Below are 16,008 nucleotides of genomic sequence, written 5' to 3' on the forward strand. Positions count from 1 at the left end.
CGATGAAACGCATAGGATTATTTCTTGCTACCAACCTCGCGGTACTGATCGTATTCAGCATTGTGCTGAACATCATCTACGCGGTCACAGGCATGCAGCCGGGCAGCTTGTCTGGGTTGCTGGTACTGGCGGCTGTATTCGGTTTTGGCGGCTCAATTATCTCGTTGCTGATGTCAAAATCCATGGCACTTCGCTCTGTAGGGGCGCAAGTGATTGAGCATCCACGTAATGAAACCGAGCACTGGTTGATGAACACGGTCAGTCAACAGGCTCAGCGTGCTGGCATTGGCATGCCAACGGTGGCGATCTATAACTCGCCCGATATCAACGCGTTTGCCACCGGCGCAAAACGTGACGACTCCGTGGTCGCGGTATCAACGGGGTTACTACAAAACATGACCCGTGATGAAGCGGAAGCGGTACTGGCGCACGAAGTCAGCCACATTGCCAACGGCGACATGGTCACCATGACCTTGATGCAAGGGGTAGTGAACACCTTCGTGATCTTTATCTCTCGTGTCATTGCTGGCGCGGTCAGTGGTATGAACAACGACGAAGAAGGCGAAGGCGGCGGTAACTGGATGATGTACTTCCTGGTGTCGTCAGTGCTAGAAATCGTGTTTGGTATTCTGGCTAGCATTCTCACCATGTGGTTTAGCCGTCATCGCGAATTCCGCGCCGATGCAGGCTCAGCGCAGCTGGTGGGCAAACAGAAAATGATTGCAGCACTGGAGCGTTTAAAAGTCAGCCACGAGCCGAAACTGGAAGGTTCAATGATGGCATTTGGCATCAACGGTAAGAAAACGCTGAGTGAGTTGTTTATGACTCACCCACCGCTAGAAAAACGTATCGATGCCTTGCGTCGTGGCGACTATCTCTAACCGGATAGCGTTTACGTCGAGTCACAGATTAAGCGGCCTGCGGGCCGCTTTTTGTTTGTGTGCGTCGCCACTTTATCCCCTCACTGGCGAGCACCGCACCGAATACGATCAACGCCATCGCCACGACGGTGAGCAGACTGACGGTTTCTGAGAACGCAGGAATGGCGATTAGCGCAGCCACTACAGGCGTGAATGCACCTATTGCGGCACTCATTTCTGCCCCTAAGCGGCGAATCGCAAATGCATAGCTGTAATTGGCAATGATCCCCACGCCTAAACCTTGCGCCAGTACATGGTAGCCAAGCTCGCCAAGAGGGGCTTGGAGCAGGTTAAAGGAGACAAGTCCGCTCATCGCGCCCACCGGTAGCAACAAGACGGCCGAAATCGCTAATACCGCGCCGGCTTCTGCGGCATTCAATCCTGTCACACGTACGCCAATGGTAAACCACGCCCAGCTGATGCTGGCTGCAAGCAAAATCAAATGGCCTTGCGTGACGCTCCACGGTGAGAAGAACAGCGAATGCCATAAAAACGCACCTATGCCGATCACAATAAGCCCAATGCCTAATCGCCGTCCCACTGAGAGCGATTCGCCGTAAACGCCCCAAGCAATCGCAGAGACAAACAGCGGCAAGATCCCAGGAATTAACGAGGCGCCATCAGCGACAGGGGCAAACTGCATACCTGTGGCAGCGAGCAGATAAAACGGTAAGCCTGCGCCAAAGGCAATCGCAAACAGATAACGTTTGGGCACAGAGACAATATGACGGAGCCGATGACGGCTCAGCCAACCAAATAGGAGGGCGGCAGGCAAAAAGCGAAGCAGGGCAATATCGCCACTGGTTAACACCGATTGGCTGGCCTGACGCAATGAGATAAACAGGCTCGCCCAAATGGTCACGGTGACAAGCATGGCGGCAAGGCCTAATACACGTTGAGAGGTGGCAGGCATGGTGGATCACTTCCTTGTTCAACAATAGAGTTAGTGTGGCAGCGTCAAAGGAGGGATTGGTGGCAAATTAAAGGGTGATTTGCCACCATGTTAGCGTTTATCATCTTTAATTATATTTTTGTTGTTGAAAATCACCAAGGAAGCGATTTGGACAGTAAAGACAAAGCCATTTTGGCGCTGTTGCAAGACGATGCGCGGCGTACCACCGCGGAAATCGCTGATGCGGTTGGGCTGTCGTTTTCACCGTGTGCAAGACGAATCAAAAAGCTGGAAGCCGATGGAGTGATAGCGTCCTATCAGGTCACGTTAAATCGCCAGCGGATTGGACTAAACATGACCTTTTTCGTTAACGTGAGTTTGAGCAATCACCGAGAAGAGGCGATTGTCACCTTTGAAAACGCGCTGGTAGAAATGGATGAAGTGATCAACGGCCACGTCATTTCTGGCACTTATGATTATTTACTGGAAGTGGTGACACGCGATTTACCGCACTATGAAGCCTTTATGCGCCAGTTACAGACCTTGGCGATGGTCAAAGACATCAATACCAATGTGGCGATCCGCGCGGTCAAACAAGGCGCGGCGCTAAAAGTGTAGCGCCGCGAGATCATCATGAAAGGATGGTTAGCGATTAGCTAAGGTGCTGGCTTAGCCAGTCACTAAAGGCATTTTGAGGCAGGGCGCCGTTCATCATGTCAACGCGCTCGCCGTTTTTAAACACCATTAGCGTCGGAATGCTGCGAATGCGATATTGTGCTGCCAGCGCTTGCTGCGCTTCAGTGTCAATTTTCACAAACAGCGCACGCCCCTCTTCCTGCTCGGCGACGGCCTCAAAAGCAGGCGCAAAACTTTGGCATGGTCCACACCAAGGGGCCCAAAAATCTACCACCACGGGCTTGTCGCTGTTAAGTAAGGCAGCAAAGTTATCGCTCGTGCCTTCAATGGGCTTTCCTTCTAATAGCGCTGATTGACATTTGCCACACTTGGGCGCGTCGTTCACGCGTTCGCTCGGAATACGGTTCATTGCTTGGCAGTGAGGGCAACGTGAGGTTAGGGTTGTCATTATTGTTCCTCGTCGAATGATTTGTGGCTAGTTTACGAGCCTTTACCGACTAGCGAAAACAGAAATAATCTATGACAGACATAGAAAAAGCCGATGACGCGGCATCGGCTTTTGCGTCTCGCGCACATTGGGTGCGTTACAGTGTATCGACCACCGCGAGGATGGCACTGAGCATATCGCGACCAAAGGCTTGGCTGCGCGCCGGTGACCAGCCAAAATCTGGATCCGGTTGGTCGTTGTGATCTTTAAACGGCATTTCAACCGTGTACGACAAACACTTAAAGCGCTCGCCAATCCAGTTTGATCCCACGGTTAAATTGGCTTTACCGGGCGCATCTTTTTCATAGCCATGCTCGTCTTGAAACTCCGGCGTTACGGTAAGCAGCGCACGTTTGAAACGGTTTTCGAGGTCAGCCATACGTTCATCGTAAGATGGGATCCCCTCGCAACCGGCAACAAAGTTATACGGAATTGCCTCATCACCGTGAATATCGAGGCACATTTTCACCCCAGTTTGTTCCATACGGGCACGAACATGATACACCTCAGGGCTACGCTCAAGGCTTGGCGTTTCCCATTCGCGGTTTAAGTTGGCACCGACGGCATTGGTGCGCAAATGGCCGCGTACGCTGCCGTCGGGATTCATGTTGGGCACGATGTAAAAGTCCGCTTTTTCCAACAGTGCACGGGCGGTGGTGTCCGTGTCGTCAAGCAATCGGTCGAGTAAACCTTCCATAAACCATTCCGCCATGGTCTCGCCGGGGTGCTGGCGGGCAATCAGCCAAATGGGTGTTTTCGGTTGGGCGGATTCACCTAAATCAGCGCGAATTTTCAAGAGGCTAATATCGCGACCATCTAGGGTTTGGCCCAGCGTTTCTAATTGGCACTGTGGGTAGGTTTGCGCTTGATGAATCAAATCCAAGTGGCGTTCATAGCTATACGGTGCGAAATACGCAAAGTACATCGAGCCGTGTTGCGGCGTCACCTTAATGGTCAAAGTATCACCGTCGAATTCAGTAGGGACACGGAACCAGGTATCACGGTCGTATGAGGCAACCGCTTGGTAGTCTTTCCAGCCTTCAGGGTAGGCCGAGCCTGCAAGCTGCTGAATATGGAGCGTATGGGCCTGATTGACCTCAGCTTCAAGGCGAAAGTGGAACCACTGATAAAACTCAGATTGATTGTCTTGGTGAATGGCAAGCTGGATATTGTTGATGTCGTCGTCATTCAGAACGCGGATATTCCCGCTATCGAACTGGCTAAAAATACGCATAGAGCATCCTTTTTCTGTTGAAGGGCCAGCTGTGTTTGCGCCGGTATCTATAAGCCGTTGTGGTTATTTGCTGTCTACTTGGGCAGACATTGTGCATTTGCTGGCTTATAGTCGTTGATCTCAGCGAATATCTTGCCGTGCTATTCGTGAGCTGGCAAGGTGCCAGTATGATTTGGGTGAACGCGCGACGCCTTTGAACAAAAAAGGAGCCATTATGCAACTGCAGGACATGACGCTGCTTAAGACACAAGCACTGATTAACGGTCAATGGAAAGATGCCCACAACCAAAAAACACGCCCGGTGACCAATCCTGCCAATGGCGCGTGTTTGGCAAACATACCTAATATGGGCGCCGAGGAAACACGACAAGCGATTGATGCCGCCGATGCGGCCTTGCCCGAGTGGCGAGCGCTAACGGCCAAAGCCCGTGCCGATGTATTGTACCGCTGGTACGAGCTGATGCTTGAACACAAAGGCGACTTAGCGGCGATCATGACCGCCGAGCAAGGCAAGCCGCTGAAAGAAGCCGCGGGAGAGATCCAATACGCGGCGTCATTTTTACAGTGGTTTGCTGAAGAAGCGAAGCGGGTGTATGGCGCGACCATTCCTGCTGAGCAGGCCGACAAACGCATCTCTGTGATCAAGCAGCCGATTGGCGTAACGGCAGCGATTACACCTTGGAATTTTCCAGCCGCGATGATCACCCGCAAAGCCGCGGCAGCACTGGCGGCAGGTTGTACTATGGTGGTGAAGCCGGCCAGTGACACACCGTTGTCGGCGTTGGCGCTTGGAGAGCTGGCACTGCGCGCTGGTGTGCCTGCCGGGGTACTAAGCATCGTCACCGGCACAGCTGGGCCGATTGCCGATACGCTTTGCAGCGATGATCGGGTACGCAAGCTCTCATTCACTGGCTCGACGGAAATTGGCGCACAACTGATGGAAAAATGCGCGCCAAGCATTAAAAAGCTGTCGCTGGAGTTGGGGGGCAATGCGCCGTTTATTGTTTTTGATGATGCGGATATTGATGCAGCGGTTGAAGGTGCCATTGCGGCTAAATATCGCAATGCGGGACAAACGTGTGTTTGTGTGAACCGAATCTATGTGCAATCGAGTATCTATGACGCCTTCGCAGAAAAATTCACACAAGCGGTGAGTCAATTACGTGTCGGTCTTGGCACCGATGATAAGGTGGACATTGGCCCGCTGATTAATCGTGGTGCGATCGACAAAGTGAAAGCACATTTGGACGATGCCAAGCAACACGGCGGCGAGATCCTGCTTGGCGGCGATTGCCCAGAGTTAGGGGAAAACTTTACTCAGCCTGCGGTCATCAAACACGCGACACCGGCGATGCGGATTGCTAAAGAAGAAACCTTTGGTCCGGTTGCGCCCTTGTTTGCCTTTAATGATGAAGCTGAAGCTATCGCAATGGCGAACGATACCGAGTTTGGTCTGGCGTCGTACTTTTATGCGCGAGACATTAGCCGCGTGCATCGTGTCGCAGAAGCCTTAGAGTACGGCATGGTGGGGATTAACACTGGCCTTATTTCAACCGCGGTGGCGCCCTTTGGTGGGGTGAAACAATCAGGCTTAGGCCGAGAAGGGTCACAATGGGGCTTGGATGAATACCTCGAAATGAAGTATCTGTGTTTGGCGCTATAGCCTAAGGGGTTAAGCCTTCTCGCGATCACGGACAGGGGGGCGATGTGTTCAAAAATGCTGACATGTCAACATGACGTTACTCTGTTTATGGTCAGCAACTTGGTGCAAATATCACCGCGTTGGCCATAATTTAGACGGGTTGACTGTTTTTTGACAGCTTGGTGTATGAAAATTTGCGATTCGGCACATCGCCCCTGTTGTTGCCTTTTCATCCGTGGTAAAACTCAAGTAATATGCGTTAAGACACGTCCAACCGTTGCGGTGAAGCAACAAGTTGGCGAACCAAACCAAGTGGAGATACAAGATTGATCACTGTTTTCCTTGTAGATGATCACGAGCTGGTTCGCACAGGGATTCGACGTCTATTAGAAGACGTCCGTGGAATTAAAGTGGTAGGGGAAGCCGACAGCGGTGAAGCCGCACTCAAGTGGTGTCGGCAAAATCACGCCGATATTGTCCTGATGGACATGAACATGCCGGGCATCGGGGGTTTGGAAGCCACACGTAAGTTGCTTCGCTACTCGCCGGATGCCAAGATCATCGTACTCACGATTCACACTGAGAACCCATTCCCAACCAAGGTGATGCAAGCGGGTGCCGCGGGCTATCTCACCAAAGGGGCGGGCGCAGACGAAGTGGTGAATGCGATTCGCATGGTCAATAGTGGCCAACGGTACATTTCCCCGGATATTGCCCAGCAAATGGCGCTTAGTCAGTTCTCCGCTTCTTCTGACAACCCTTTCAAGGAGCTGTCTGAGCGTGAATTGCAGATCATGCTGATGATCACCAAAGGGCAAAAAGTCACGGACATTTCCGAGCAGCTCAGTTTAAGCCCCAAAACCGTTAATAGTTACCGCTATCGCTTGTTTAGCAAGCTGGGCATTAACGGGGATGTAGAGTTGACTCACCTCGCCATTCGTCACGGGATGTTAGATACCGAGACTCTGTAGTGCCAGACACATTCGATTCAAAAAGCTTTTTAAAAACGGTGCCTCACCAACCGGGCGTTTATCGCATGATGGACGCCTCGGGTGAGATCATTTATGTGGGTAAGGCGAAAGATCTGAGCAAGCGTCTTGCCAGCTACTTTCGTGTGCAAGTTTCCAGCGAAAAAACCAAAGCCTTGGTGCGCAACATCGCCAATGTGGAAGTCACCGTCACTCACACGGAAACGGAAGCGCTGATCCTTGAACACAACCTCATCAAGCAACACCTGCCTAAATACAATGTGTTGCTGCGCGATGATAAATCCTACCCCTACATTTATCTAAGCGGCCATACCCACCCTCGCTTGGCAGTTCATCGCGGTGCGAAAAAGAAAAAGGGCGAATACTTCGGCCCGTTTCCGGATGCGAGCGCAGTAAGACAAAGCCTGCACCTGCTGCAGAAAATTTTCCCCGTTCGCCAATGTGAAGACTCCGTTTACGCCAACCGCAGTCGTCCCTGTTTGATGTACCAAATTGGTCGGTGTGCGGGGCCTTGTGTGCCCGGATTGGTCAGTGATGAGGAGTACGCCGAGCAGGTGAATTTTGCTCGGTTATTCTTGCAGGGCAAAAACCGCCAAGTGATCGATTCGCTGGTGGAAAAAATGGAAACCGCCAGTCAGCAGCTTCAATTCGAAAAAGCCGCCGAATACCGCGATCAAATCCAAGCCTTGCGTCGCGTGCAAGAGCAGCAGTTTGTCTCTCAAGATAGCGACGAAGATCTGGATGTGATCGGGTTTGGACTTGAGAATGGTGTGGCCTGTATTCATGTGCTGTTTTTACGCCAAGGTAAGGTGTTAGGTAGCCGCAGCTACTTCCCCAAAATACCGGCGGAGACAGAACCTGCCGAGGTGGTGTCTAGCTTTGTCAGCCAGTTTTATTTGGCCCAAGCAGAAGGGCGCACCATTCCTAGCCACATTTTGATTTCTGATGACATCGGCGACGATCTTACCTGGTTGTCAGATACCTTGAGTGAAATCGCCGGGCGGCGAGTGCAACTGCAAAGCAAACCACGCGGCGCGCGGGCACGCTTCTTAAAGCTAGCTAACACCAATGCGCGTACGGCGTTAACCAGCAAGATAAACCATCGCATGACCATCCAGCACCGCTACAAGGTCCTGCAAGAAACGCTAGGGTTAAACCCCGTCAAGCGCATGGAATGTTTTGATATCAGCCACACCATGGGCGAAAAAACCGTGGCGTCGTGCGTGGTGTTTAACCAAGATGGCCCGCTAAAAAAAGAGTATCGCCGTTACAACATTGAAGGGATCACCGGCGGCGACGATTACGCCGCAATGGCCCAAGTGCTGACCCGTCGTTACAGCAAACAGCTCGAGCCAGAAAAAATCCCCGACATTATCGTGATTGATGGGGGTAAAGGGCAGCTCAATCGCGCGTGGGAGGTACTGAAACCCCTGATCGCCGATTGGCCCATTCATCCGCTTATTTTGGGTGTTGCCAAAGGGACCAGCCGTAAACCGGGCCTAGAGACACTGATCAAAGTCTCTGGCGAGCAATTTTCGTTGCCGGCCGACTCACCGGCGTTGCACCTTATTCAACACATCCGCGATGAAAGCCATGATCACGCTATTGCTGGACACCGTGCCGCACGTGGAAAAGCGCGCAAACAAAGTGTGCTGACTCAAATCGAAGGTATTGGCCCAAAACGTCGCCAAGCTTTGCTGAAATATCTTGGTGGGATCCAAGAGTTGCGCAACGCCAGTGTCGAAGAAATCGCCAAAGTCCCCGGGATCAGCCGAACACTGGCAGAGAAAATTCATTCCTCATTGCAAGGTTAGAGGCAATGGGGCAACATAACGTAGTCAATCCAACAATAAAAAGCTGAGCATGCGCCTTAATATACCCACCATTTTGACCTTTTTGCGCCTTGCGCTAATTCCGGTCTTTGTCATCGCCTATTATTTGCCCTACGAATGGGCTCCGTTTGCCGCGGCACTCGTTTTCGTGATTGCCGGTGTTACTGATTGGTTGGATGGGTATTTAGCTCGCCGTTTAAAACAATCGACCCGGTTTGGCGCCTTTCTCGATCCTGTTGCCGATAAAGTGATGGTGGCAATTGCCATGGTGCTGATTGTCGAGCATTACTACTCCATTTGGGTCACGATTCCCGCTGCGACCATGATTGCGCGAGAAGTGATTATTTCGGCCCTGCGCGAGTGGATGGCAGAAATTGGTAAACGCGCCAGCGTTGCTGTCTCTTGGGTGGGGAAATTTAAAACGGCTTCACAAATGTTTGCTCTGACGATGCTGCTTTGGCATGCCGCGCCTTGGATTGAATGGCTGGGTTATGTCGCGCTCTATGCCGCAACCGGCTTAACCTATTGGTCGATGTACCAATATATGATGGCTGCCAAGGACGATTTGTTAGCAGACCCAGACAGCGATTAGCCCGCGTTGGTGTCTCGGCCTTAGCGAGTGGGAGATGCGCAGCCTCGCCGAGTCCGACATACCCGCAGCCCAGTAAAAATGCAGCTTAATGAAAAACGCAGCCCAAACGGCTGCGTTTTTTGTTGGCATCAAAAACTGTGTTAGCTAGCGTTTAGGCAGGGTGAGAACAAACGCAGCGCCTTGTAATGAGGATTGGGCGACTTGAATGGTGCCATCATAGCTGGCAATAATTTCATCGCACACCGCCAAGCCAATCCCCGTGCCCGGATTTAGCTGATCGGCACGCACGCCGCGCTGAAAAATACTCTCGCGATAGCACTCCGGCACGCCGGGGCCGTCATCCTCGATAGAAAGCTGCCACGCATCGCCTTTATCTTCCAATCGGATCAGCACCTGCTCCAGACAAAAGCGGTACGCGTTCTCGAGTAAATTTCCCAGCAGTTCCATAAGATCGCTGCGATGAAGCGGGAGGGTGGCATCGTCAGCAAAGCCGCGGATCACCGTCACTGGTTTATCTCGATAGGCTTTATCTAACATGCCAGTCAGACTATCGACAGGAATGGTTAGCGAGCTGTCGTCACGCTTTAGGCCGCGTTGCCCCACCAAAGCCCGTTTAAGCTGGTACTGGACCATGTCATCCATTTGGCTGACTTGCTCCAAAATACGCTTGTTCAATTGCTCCCGATTCAAGCTGTTATCATCGAGTAGGGCGTTGGTGGCTGCTAAGCGTGTTTTAAGGCTATGTGCCAAGTCGTCCATAGCGTGACGATAACGCACTTTTTGCTTTTCCCGCTGCGTGATCATCTGGTTGAGTGCTTGGGTGAGATCTTGCAGCTCATCAGGGTAATCACTGTCCAAGGTTTGTTGGCGCGATTCGGTGATTGCAATCAGCTCTCTCGCCAAGCGGCGCAGTGGCGAAAAACTCCAATGGCAGGCCGCCACAACCAGCGCAGAAGCAGAAAAGAACAGCAAACTGATGTAAAACCATGTCTCTGTTTCCAAATTGGCGAGCTGTTGCTTTTCTTGCCCCACATTACGCAGCACATACAAATGATTAGGACTATCGCTTGGCTGCTTATCAGAAGATAACCGTTGGGCCACCACGTTAAACCCGGCAATCGAGAGATATTGTGGCGTGGTAGCTTGCGAAGGGAAGAGGGCACAAATGTCATCCACCTCAAAGGCTTTGACATCTCGCGATGTCCATAACGTGTGATTTTCTGGGGTGCAGAGTACCGACATATAATCCGAGCTCGATGGATCAAGCGATTGGATCCACGCGGTGAGCTGGTCGGCACGGATTAAGCCATCGCGGCTGAGCTGCGCCATCACCATCGGAATTTGCGACACCAAATCGCGCGAGTACGCCGCCATTGAATTTTGCTGGTACAGCTTATTAATCAACGCCGCAAGGGCAATCGAAAACAGTAAAATAATACCGATCGAGGTAGCAAGCACACGAGTTCGCAACCGCGTGCGGCAACGACACAAAGCGAATTGGCCTAATTTCATGAATTACTCAGCTTGAATTTCAAAAAGATACCCTTGACCACGCACGGTGGAAATCGGGTTTTCATGACCGCTTTGTACCAGTTTTTTACGTAAACGGCTAATCATCACCTCGATGGTATTCGGATCGCCGTCTTGGTCGTGATACAGCACATCGAGTAAACGCTGTTTGGAGATCACTTCGCGGCTGTGGCGAATCAAGTACTCAAACAGATCATACTCAAAGGCGGTCAGCTCTAAAGGCTGACCTTTTACCGAGACGGATTTGGCCAGCAAATCGAGCTCGATATCGCCTGCGGTAATGGTGGGCTTTACAAAACCGGCACTCCGTCGCACCAAGGCATTCAGCCGTGCCACCAATTCTGGCTTTTGAAACGGCTTCACCAAATAATCATCCGCGCCGGCATCCAGCCCGGTGACTTTATCCTGCCAATTCGCGCGGGCGGTTAACACCAAAATAGGCAAACGCAGCCCCTTGGCGCGAATGTCGCGAATCAAACTGATACCATCTTGATCGGGCAAGCCTAAGTCAATGATTGCGATGTCATTTGGAAATTGATCGGCGTAATACAGCCCTTCGCTGGCTGTGCTGGCACAGCGCACATGATGACCCAGCTCAGTCAGCTCCGTTTTCACGTGATGACTGAGAATCGAATCATCTTCGATAATAAGCACCTGCATGCGTAACCCCTTGTGAGCAAAAAAGCGCCCAAATTGGACGCTTTCATTATATGCATAGTCGCTGAATTATTGCTGACCGAATAGAAGGTTAGCCAATAAATTACACCAGAATGATCAACAGAGTACCGGCCAAGGTGAGGATCACGTTGGCAATCGCATAGGTGCCTGCATAACCCAGCGCCGGAATGGTGCTGCGGGCGTGCTCGTTAATCATATCCATCGCAGGCGCACAGGTACGCGCACCGACAATGGCACCAAACAACAACGCACGGTTCATTTTCAGCACATAGGCGCCAATCAAATAGGCGATAATCACTGGGATAACGCTGATAAAGATACTGGCAATGATCACTGAAAAGCCCATATCGGCGATGTATTCAAATAAACGGCCACCGGCACTTAATCCAATGCCAGCCATAAATGTCATCAACCCGAGCTCTTTGACCATATTCAGCGCCCCTTGCGGCACATAACCAAACGTGGGGTGATTGGCGCGCAAGTAGCCCAAGCTAATTCCCGCCAACAACAAACCAGCGGCATTACCCAAACCAAAGGTCACTTGGCCGAAGGTCATGGTGATCATCCCCAGCCCAAGGCCGAGAATAAAGAAACAGCAGAACGCGAGCAGATCGGCCATTTGGCTGTGAATCGAGATAAAACCAATGCGCTCAGCCAGACCTTTCACACGACTTTTCTCGCCGCTGATCTGCAGCACATCACCTTTATTTAGAATAATGCCTTGATCCATCGGCATTTCTACCTGTGCGCGCACCACACGGTTTAAGAAGCAGCCATATTCTGACAGATTCAGATCGGATAGCTTCTTCTGCGCGACGCTGTCGTTCTTTACCACGATTTCTTCTTCGACAATGCGCAAGTCGAGCAGATCGCGATCAAACACTTCTTTCCCGTTACGGAAACTGGGGTCGAGGCGGGCATGGCTATCGGGATAGCCCACCAGTGCAATCTCATCACCTTCTTGCAAAATCGCGTCACCATCTGGGTTCGCCAAAATGCCATTACGACGAATGCGCTCGATGTAACAGCCAGTTTGACGATAAATGCCCAGCTCGCGCAGATTACGGCCATCAATCCACTGAATGAGTTCAGGGCCGACCCGATAGGCGCGAATAATAGGTAAATAGACTTTACGCTGCGACTCACTCCCCAAGCCGCGTTCAATGGCGATTTGCTGTGCAGAGTGCTCTAAGTTGTGGCGCTGTAACTTCGGCATTAATTTCGCTAGCACAATCAAGCTCACCAAACCGGTTAAGTACGCCATGGCATAACCGACACTGAGGTTATCGATCATCATGCCCAGTTGCTCACCCTCAACGCCCGTGAGTCCGGAATTTAGGGCATCTTTCGCGCCCACCAGTACCGGCGTTGCAGTCAGTGCACCTGCCATCATGCCGGTGGCAATGCTGATATCCAGCCCCAATTGCTCTTGGAAAAACAAGGTTAAGCCAATGGCACTGAGCAGCACGGTGAGCGCCAGTAGCAAATACGACTTACCATCGCGGAAGAAAACGCCAAAAAAGTTCGGGCCTGCCTCAATACCTACACAGTAGATAAACAGCATAAAACCGATGCTGAGCGCATCTGGCGAGAAGGTGAACCCAGCGTTACCGAAAATGATTGCGGTAAACAGTACACCGATGGATCCACCCAATTGCACATTACCAATTTTGACCTTTCCAACCGCAAGGCCCATGGCAAGTACCACAAAAAGGAGCAAAATATCGTTTTGGAGCAGGAGGTTATTGACGTCTATATTCACAGCACAAATATCCAACAGCGTGCGGAGGAGGTTAAAGTGGTGAAAATTATACCAACCTAAATCACAATTTGTTGTACAAATTTAGTGAAATAATCATTAATTTTGCGTAAAAAAGGACCAATTGACCGCGTTTGGTCAAATTAAACCAAAGAATTCACCACCGCCGAGTTTCTAGACGCCAGCTGTCACCTCCGCTAGCACCCAGCTATTGCGGCTTTTGCCTCCCCCAAGCATCGCTAAGACGACACTTTTACGCCTGCTATTTTTCCCAGCCCACATCCGCCAAACGCGACTCGCGTAACCGGCCGCAAAGTAATTTTTTGGAGCAAATATCACAGAACAAGCGCTAGCTAACATTTTGGACACTAGCGCATGAAAAGGTATTTAGACATTTGGTAGGCTAAAAAGTAAACAAAGAGACAGATCGCTTACCGGATGCGGACAATCGATGGGCGGTAGCGTGGAGAACTGGTCTTGTCTTCAAAGGTAGGCTTTTTTGTCCAATTTCTCGAGAGTGAGACAATAGTAAAGAGCTGTAAGTATTTTAATAATCGTCAGTTAAGAAAGAAAAGGCGCGTGCAACGGTTTTGGGGAAGTGAGTGTGCGCGCTAATAAAATGTTATGTTTATATGGAGATAATGTGCATATATTTATTTTAGTTCTAATCGGGTTGGCAATTCCCATGTTGACTCCGTTGCTATTCAAGTTATTCATAGCGTATGTCCCTGGTTATATGGATGGAACAGAAGACGGCTGGTTGAGCTACCTTGGTGGTTATTCAGGTGGCTTTTTAGCTTTTATCTCCGCGTACATATTGTTTTATAAACAAAAGTCATTGTCTGACAGATGTTGGTTTACTTGGCATATTTCAGAAAACACAATTGATAAAGAAGTCGGTACGTTCTTATCAGTTTTGTTTAGTAATGAAAAACGTATCAAAAGTTTTGATTACAAAAACAGAATAGTATTAGACTGGGGAGAGTATGGAGTAGCGGTAATTCGTCTAAAGAATGTTAGCTCCAACTATGCGAAGTCAGTTGACATTAAGTTAGTTACAGGATGTTCAACGATCAAACCGTTTGCTCACAGACAAGAAAGCAACATAATTGCTAAGTGGTCACATTTAAGCGAACTGGAATCGAATGAAACATTTGAGTTCGTACTTCACATAAACCCTAAACTCATCGAAGAAAACAAGACTATAAAGTTTAAAATATCTAGTGAGAGTTTAACTGGTGTAAAAAGTACGCAGTACACAAAGCTGCTTTGCAAAAATAATTCATTTGAGTTGAGCAACTAAACATAACACATATGAGCCCTTCTCCGGTCAATAGGCAAAGGCATTTTTTTGGCTGCGCAGCAGCCAATGCTCTCGAACAACAAAGTCGTCTACTTCGTTCTGTCATTTCCGCCATTAAGTCATTGCTTACGGCAAACACATATAGAAGGTCTCTTACTGCGGTCTCACCGCTGCCTGCCAATCCTGTGACAGGGCCATAATTCGTTCCCACGCTCCTGCGTGGGAACGAATTATGGAGAATGACTTTTCCGTGGTCATCCACCGCGTGAAGAGAAAAGTGCTGCTTGGCGAGATCAACGTCACAAAAGAATTGAGTAGACATGGTTACCTTCGGTATTAAAGGCCGCACCTAAAGTGTGGCAGATCTTCAAGAGGGGGAATCCATGTCATTCGTTATGTTCGTGGTTGGCTGTTCGCATGATTTCCAGAGTTCGGTCGTTGTCCAACACGCAGAGGTGGAATGAAATTCAAGAGTAGAAATTTACGCGCGATCGCGGAACTGGTAGTAGGAGATAAAGAGTTTTTTCCCTACCGCTCGAGCAGCTTTATCACACAGTTTTTTGAGGAGTGTGACCTTGATTTCGTTCACGATGGATCAACGCGCCGGCACTGGACAGCAGACCGCTTAGAGGAGTTACTTCAGGAGCCACAACCGGCTGCTCATGCTCTTCCTGAACGTTTTGTTCATGTTCTTCGAGTTTTAATGCACAAATCAGATGCTGAACCAGGTGACTCTGATCGTTCAAAGGCTTTGGAAGAGTTGAACAAACCTTTGTCACGGGAAGGCTATGAGGCTTTCTATGGGGAGGATGAACTTCTTTATATTCGTCATATCGACACAAACAAAATATCACTCGCTGCAAACCCTCACAGGCCATTTACTCCTAAAGAAATTGAAAAACGTGACCAGCTTATTAGCTACTTGAGTAAATGCTCTGAAGACGAACTAATTGAAGATGTTCTTCTGCCACTATTCAGGCAGTTGGGTTACCACCGAATAACAGCAGCAGGACATAAAGATAAGGCTTTGGAGTATGGAAAGGACATTTGGATGCGGTTCATCCTTCCCACGCAGCATGTTCTTTACTTTGGCATACAGGTTAAAAAGGGAAAGCTTGATGCCTCGGGGGTAACTAAAGCTACAAACGCCAATGTCTCCGAAATCTATAATCAGGTATTGATGATGCTCGGCCATGAAATATTCGACCCTGAAACCAGTCGACGTGTCTTGGTTGATCATGCATTTATAGTTGCTGGAGGAGAAATTACCAAACAGGCGAGAAATTGGCTCGGAGGTAAATTGGACGCGTCTAAGCGAAGTCAGATACTCTTCATGGATCGAGAGGATATATTAAACCTTTACATAGCGAACGGCCTTCCATTGCCGCAAAAGGCTCTTCCCGCAGCAGAATCGGAGTTTGATGATGATATCCCATTCTGACTTGGCAATGAAACATAACCAATGACAGCAGGCGGAACGTTTTTCCGCTCCTGATTCGCTCCAAAACGTCCGC

14 protein-coding genes are annotated in these 16,008 nt (G+C 50.1%); 8 read left to right on the forward strand and 6 right to left on the reverse strand.

Annotated elements, in window-relative coordinates:
* Positions 1–2: 2 nt before the first annotated feature.
* Positions 3–881 (forward strand): protease HtpX, encoded by an 879-nt coding sequence (htpX, locus tag E8E00_RS05850; RefSeq protein WP_077479714.1) that lies wholly within the window; start codon positions 3–5, stop codon positions 879–881.
* A 28-nt stretch (positions 882–909) separates the two neighbouring features.
* Here the strand turns inward: htpX and E8E00_RS05855 are convergent, their stop codons facing one another.
* On the reverse strand, positions 910–1,833 hold the full coding sequence (locus tag E8E00_RS05855; protein ID WP_096628659.1) for a DMT family transporter: 924 nt from the start codon (positions 1,831–1,833) through the stop codon (positions 910–912).
* A 147-nt stretch (positions 1,834–1,980) separates the two neighbouring features.
* On the opposite strand from E8E00_RS05855, the gene E8E00_RS05860 reads away from it, so the two are divergent.
* The gene (locus E8E00_RS05860; RefSeq protein ID WP_077479712.1) at positions 1,981–2,430 is read left to right on the forward strand and encodes an Lrp/AsnC family transcriptional regulator; all 450 of its coding nucleotides are present in this window, start codon (positions 1,981–1,983) and stop codon (positions 2,428–2,430) included.
* 34 nt (positions 2,431–2,464) lie between these two features.
* Here E8E00_RS05860 and trxC read toward each other — a convergent pair whose 3' ends face one another.
* Positions 2,465–2,896 carry a thioredoxin TrxC gene (trxC, locus tag E8E00_RS05865; RefSeq protein ID WP_069591020.1) on the reverse strand — a complete coding sequence of 144 codons (432 nt, stop codon included), beginning with the start codon at positions 2,894–2,896 and terminating at the stop codon, positions 2,465–2,467.
* A 136-nt stretch (positions 2,897–3,032) separates the two neighbouring features.
* Positions 3,033–4,169, reverse strand: coding sequence for a M14-type cytosolic carboxypeptidase (locus E8E00_RS05870; protein WP_077479711.1), 1,137 nt, complete (start codon positions 4,167–4,169; stop codon positions 3,033–3,035).
* A gap of 214 nt (positions 4,170–4,383) precedes the next feature.
* Here E8E00_RS05870 and E8E00_RS05875 point away from each other — a divergent pair, with 214 nt between their 5' ends.
* The 4 genes from E8E00_RS05875 (at position 4,384) to pgsA (ending at position 9,224) form a co-directional block, all read left to right on the forward strand.
* Positions 4,384–5,832: an NAD-dependent succinate-semialdehyde dehydrogenase gene (locus tag E8E00_RS05875; protein ID WP_096628656.1), complete on the forward strand. Its 1,449-nt coding sequence runs from the start codon at positions 4,384–4,386 to the stop codon at positions 5,830–5,832.
* A gap of 305 nt (positions 5,833–6,137) precedes the next feature.
* A complete protein-coding gene (gene uvrY, locus E8E00_RS05880; RefSeq protein ID WP_069591014.1) occupies positions 6,138–6,782 on the forward strand; it encodes a UvrY/SirA/GacA family response regulator transcription factor in 645 nt (214 codons plus the stop codon).
* Complete coding sequence (gene uvrC / locus E8E00_RS05885; protein WP_096628653.1) at positions 6,782–8,614, forward strand: excinuclease ABC subunit UvrC; 1,833 nt, start codon at positions 6,782–6,784, stop codon at positions 8,612–8,614. The genes uvrY and uvrC overlap by 1 nt, the downstream gene beginning before the upstream one ends.
* Positions 8,615–8,663: 49 nt before the next feature.
* The gene (pgsA, locus tag E8E00_RS05890) at positions 8,664–9,224 is read left to right on the forward strand and encodes a CDP-diacylglycerol--glycerol-3-phosphate 3-phosphatidyltransferase (RefSeq protein WP_069591012.1); all 561 of its coding nucleotides are present in this window, start codon (positions 8,664–8,666) and stop codon (positions 9,222–9,224) included.
* Positions 9,225–9,368: 144 nt separating this feature from the next.
* On the opposite strand, the gene E8E00_RS05895 is transcribed toward pgsA, so the two are convergent.
* The 3 genes from E8E00_RS05895 to E8E00_RS05905 all read right to left on the reverse strand — a co-directional run bounded on the left by E8E00_RS05895 (position 9,369) and on the right by E8E00_RS05905 (position 13,194).
* A complete protein-coding gene (locus tag E8E00_RS05895; protein WP_096628650.1) occupies positions 9,369–10,736 on the reverse strand; it encodes an ATP-binding protein in 1,368 nt (455 codons plus the stop codon).
* A 3-nt stretch (positions 10,737–10,739) separates the two neighbouring features.
* Entirely contained in the window at positions 10,740–11,414 is a 675-nt protein-coding gene (locus tag E8E00_RS05900) for a response regulator (protein WP_069587235.1), read from the reverse strand.
* A gap of 100 nt (positions 11,415–11,514) precedes the next feature.
* Entirely contained in the window at positions 11,515–13,194 is a 1,680-nt protein-coding gene (locus E8E00_RS05905) for an aspartate:alanine antiporter (protein ID WP_069587238.1), read from the reverse strand.
* Between the two features lie 601 nt (positions 13,195–13,795).
* Here E8E00_RS05905 and E8E00_RS05910 point away from each other — a divergent pair.
* A complete protein-coding gene (locus tag E8E00_RS05910; RefSeq protein ID WP_136588370.1) occupies positions 13,796–14,494 on the forward strand; it encodes a hypothetical protein in 699 nt (232 codons plus the stop codon).
* Positions 14,495–14,954: 460 nt separating this feature from the next.
* Positions 14,955–15,935: a hypothetical protein gene (locus tag E8E00_RS05920; RefSeq protein WP_096628641.1), complete on the forward strand. Its 981-nt coding sequence runs from the start codon at positions 14,955–14,957 to the stop codon at positions 15,933–15,935.
* The last annotated feature ends 73 nt before the right edge of the window (positions 15,936–16,008 follow it).

The organism is Salinivibrio sp. YCSC6 (genome assembly GCF_004916735.1).
GTDB classification, from domain to species: domain Bacteria; phylum Pseudomonadota; class Gammaproteobacteria; order Enterobacterales; family Vibrionaceae; genus Salinivibrio; species Salinivibrio proteolyticus.

Coding starts and splice junctions, on each gene's coding strand:
- trxC (WP_069591020.1), bottom strand. CDS start 2,896: ATGACAACCCTAACCTCACGTTGCCCTCACTGCCAAGCAATGAACCGT.
- E8E00_RS05920 (WP_096628641.1), top strand. CDS start 14,955: ATGAAATTCAAGAGTAGAAATTTACGCGCGATCGCGGAACTGGTAGTA.
- E8E00_RS05900 (WP_069587235.1), bottom strand. CDS start 11,414: ATGCAGGTGCTTATTATCGAAGATGATTCGATTCTCAGTCATCACGTG.
- E8E00_RS05875 (WP_096628656.1), top strand. CDS start 4,384: ATGCAACTGCAGGACATGACGCTGCTTAAGACACAAGCACTGATTAAC.
- E8E00_RS05870 (WP_077479711.1), bottom strand. CDS start 4,169: ATGCGTATTTTTAGCCAGTTCGATAGCGGGAATATCCGCGTTCTGAAT.
- E8E00_RS05895 (WP_096628650.1), bottom strand. CDS start 10,736: ATGAAATTAGGCCAATTCGCTTTGTGTCGTTGCCGCACGCGGTTGCGA.
- htpX (WP_077479714.1), top strand. CDS start 3: ATGAAACGCATAGGATTATTTCTTGCTACCAACCTCGCGGTACTGATC.
- E8E00_RS05855 (WP_096628659.1), bottom strand. CDS start 1,833: ATGCCTGCCACCTCTCAACGTGTATTAGGCCTTGCCGCCATGCTTGTC.
- pgsA (WP_069591012.1), top strand. CDS start 8,664: ATGCGCCTTAATATACCCACCATTTTGACCTTTTTGCGCCTTGCGCTA.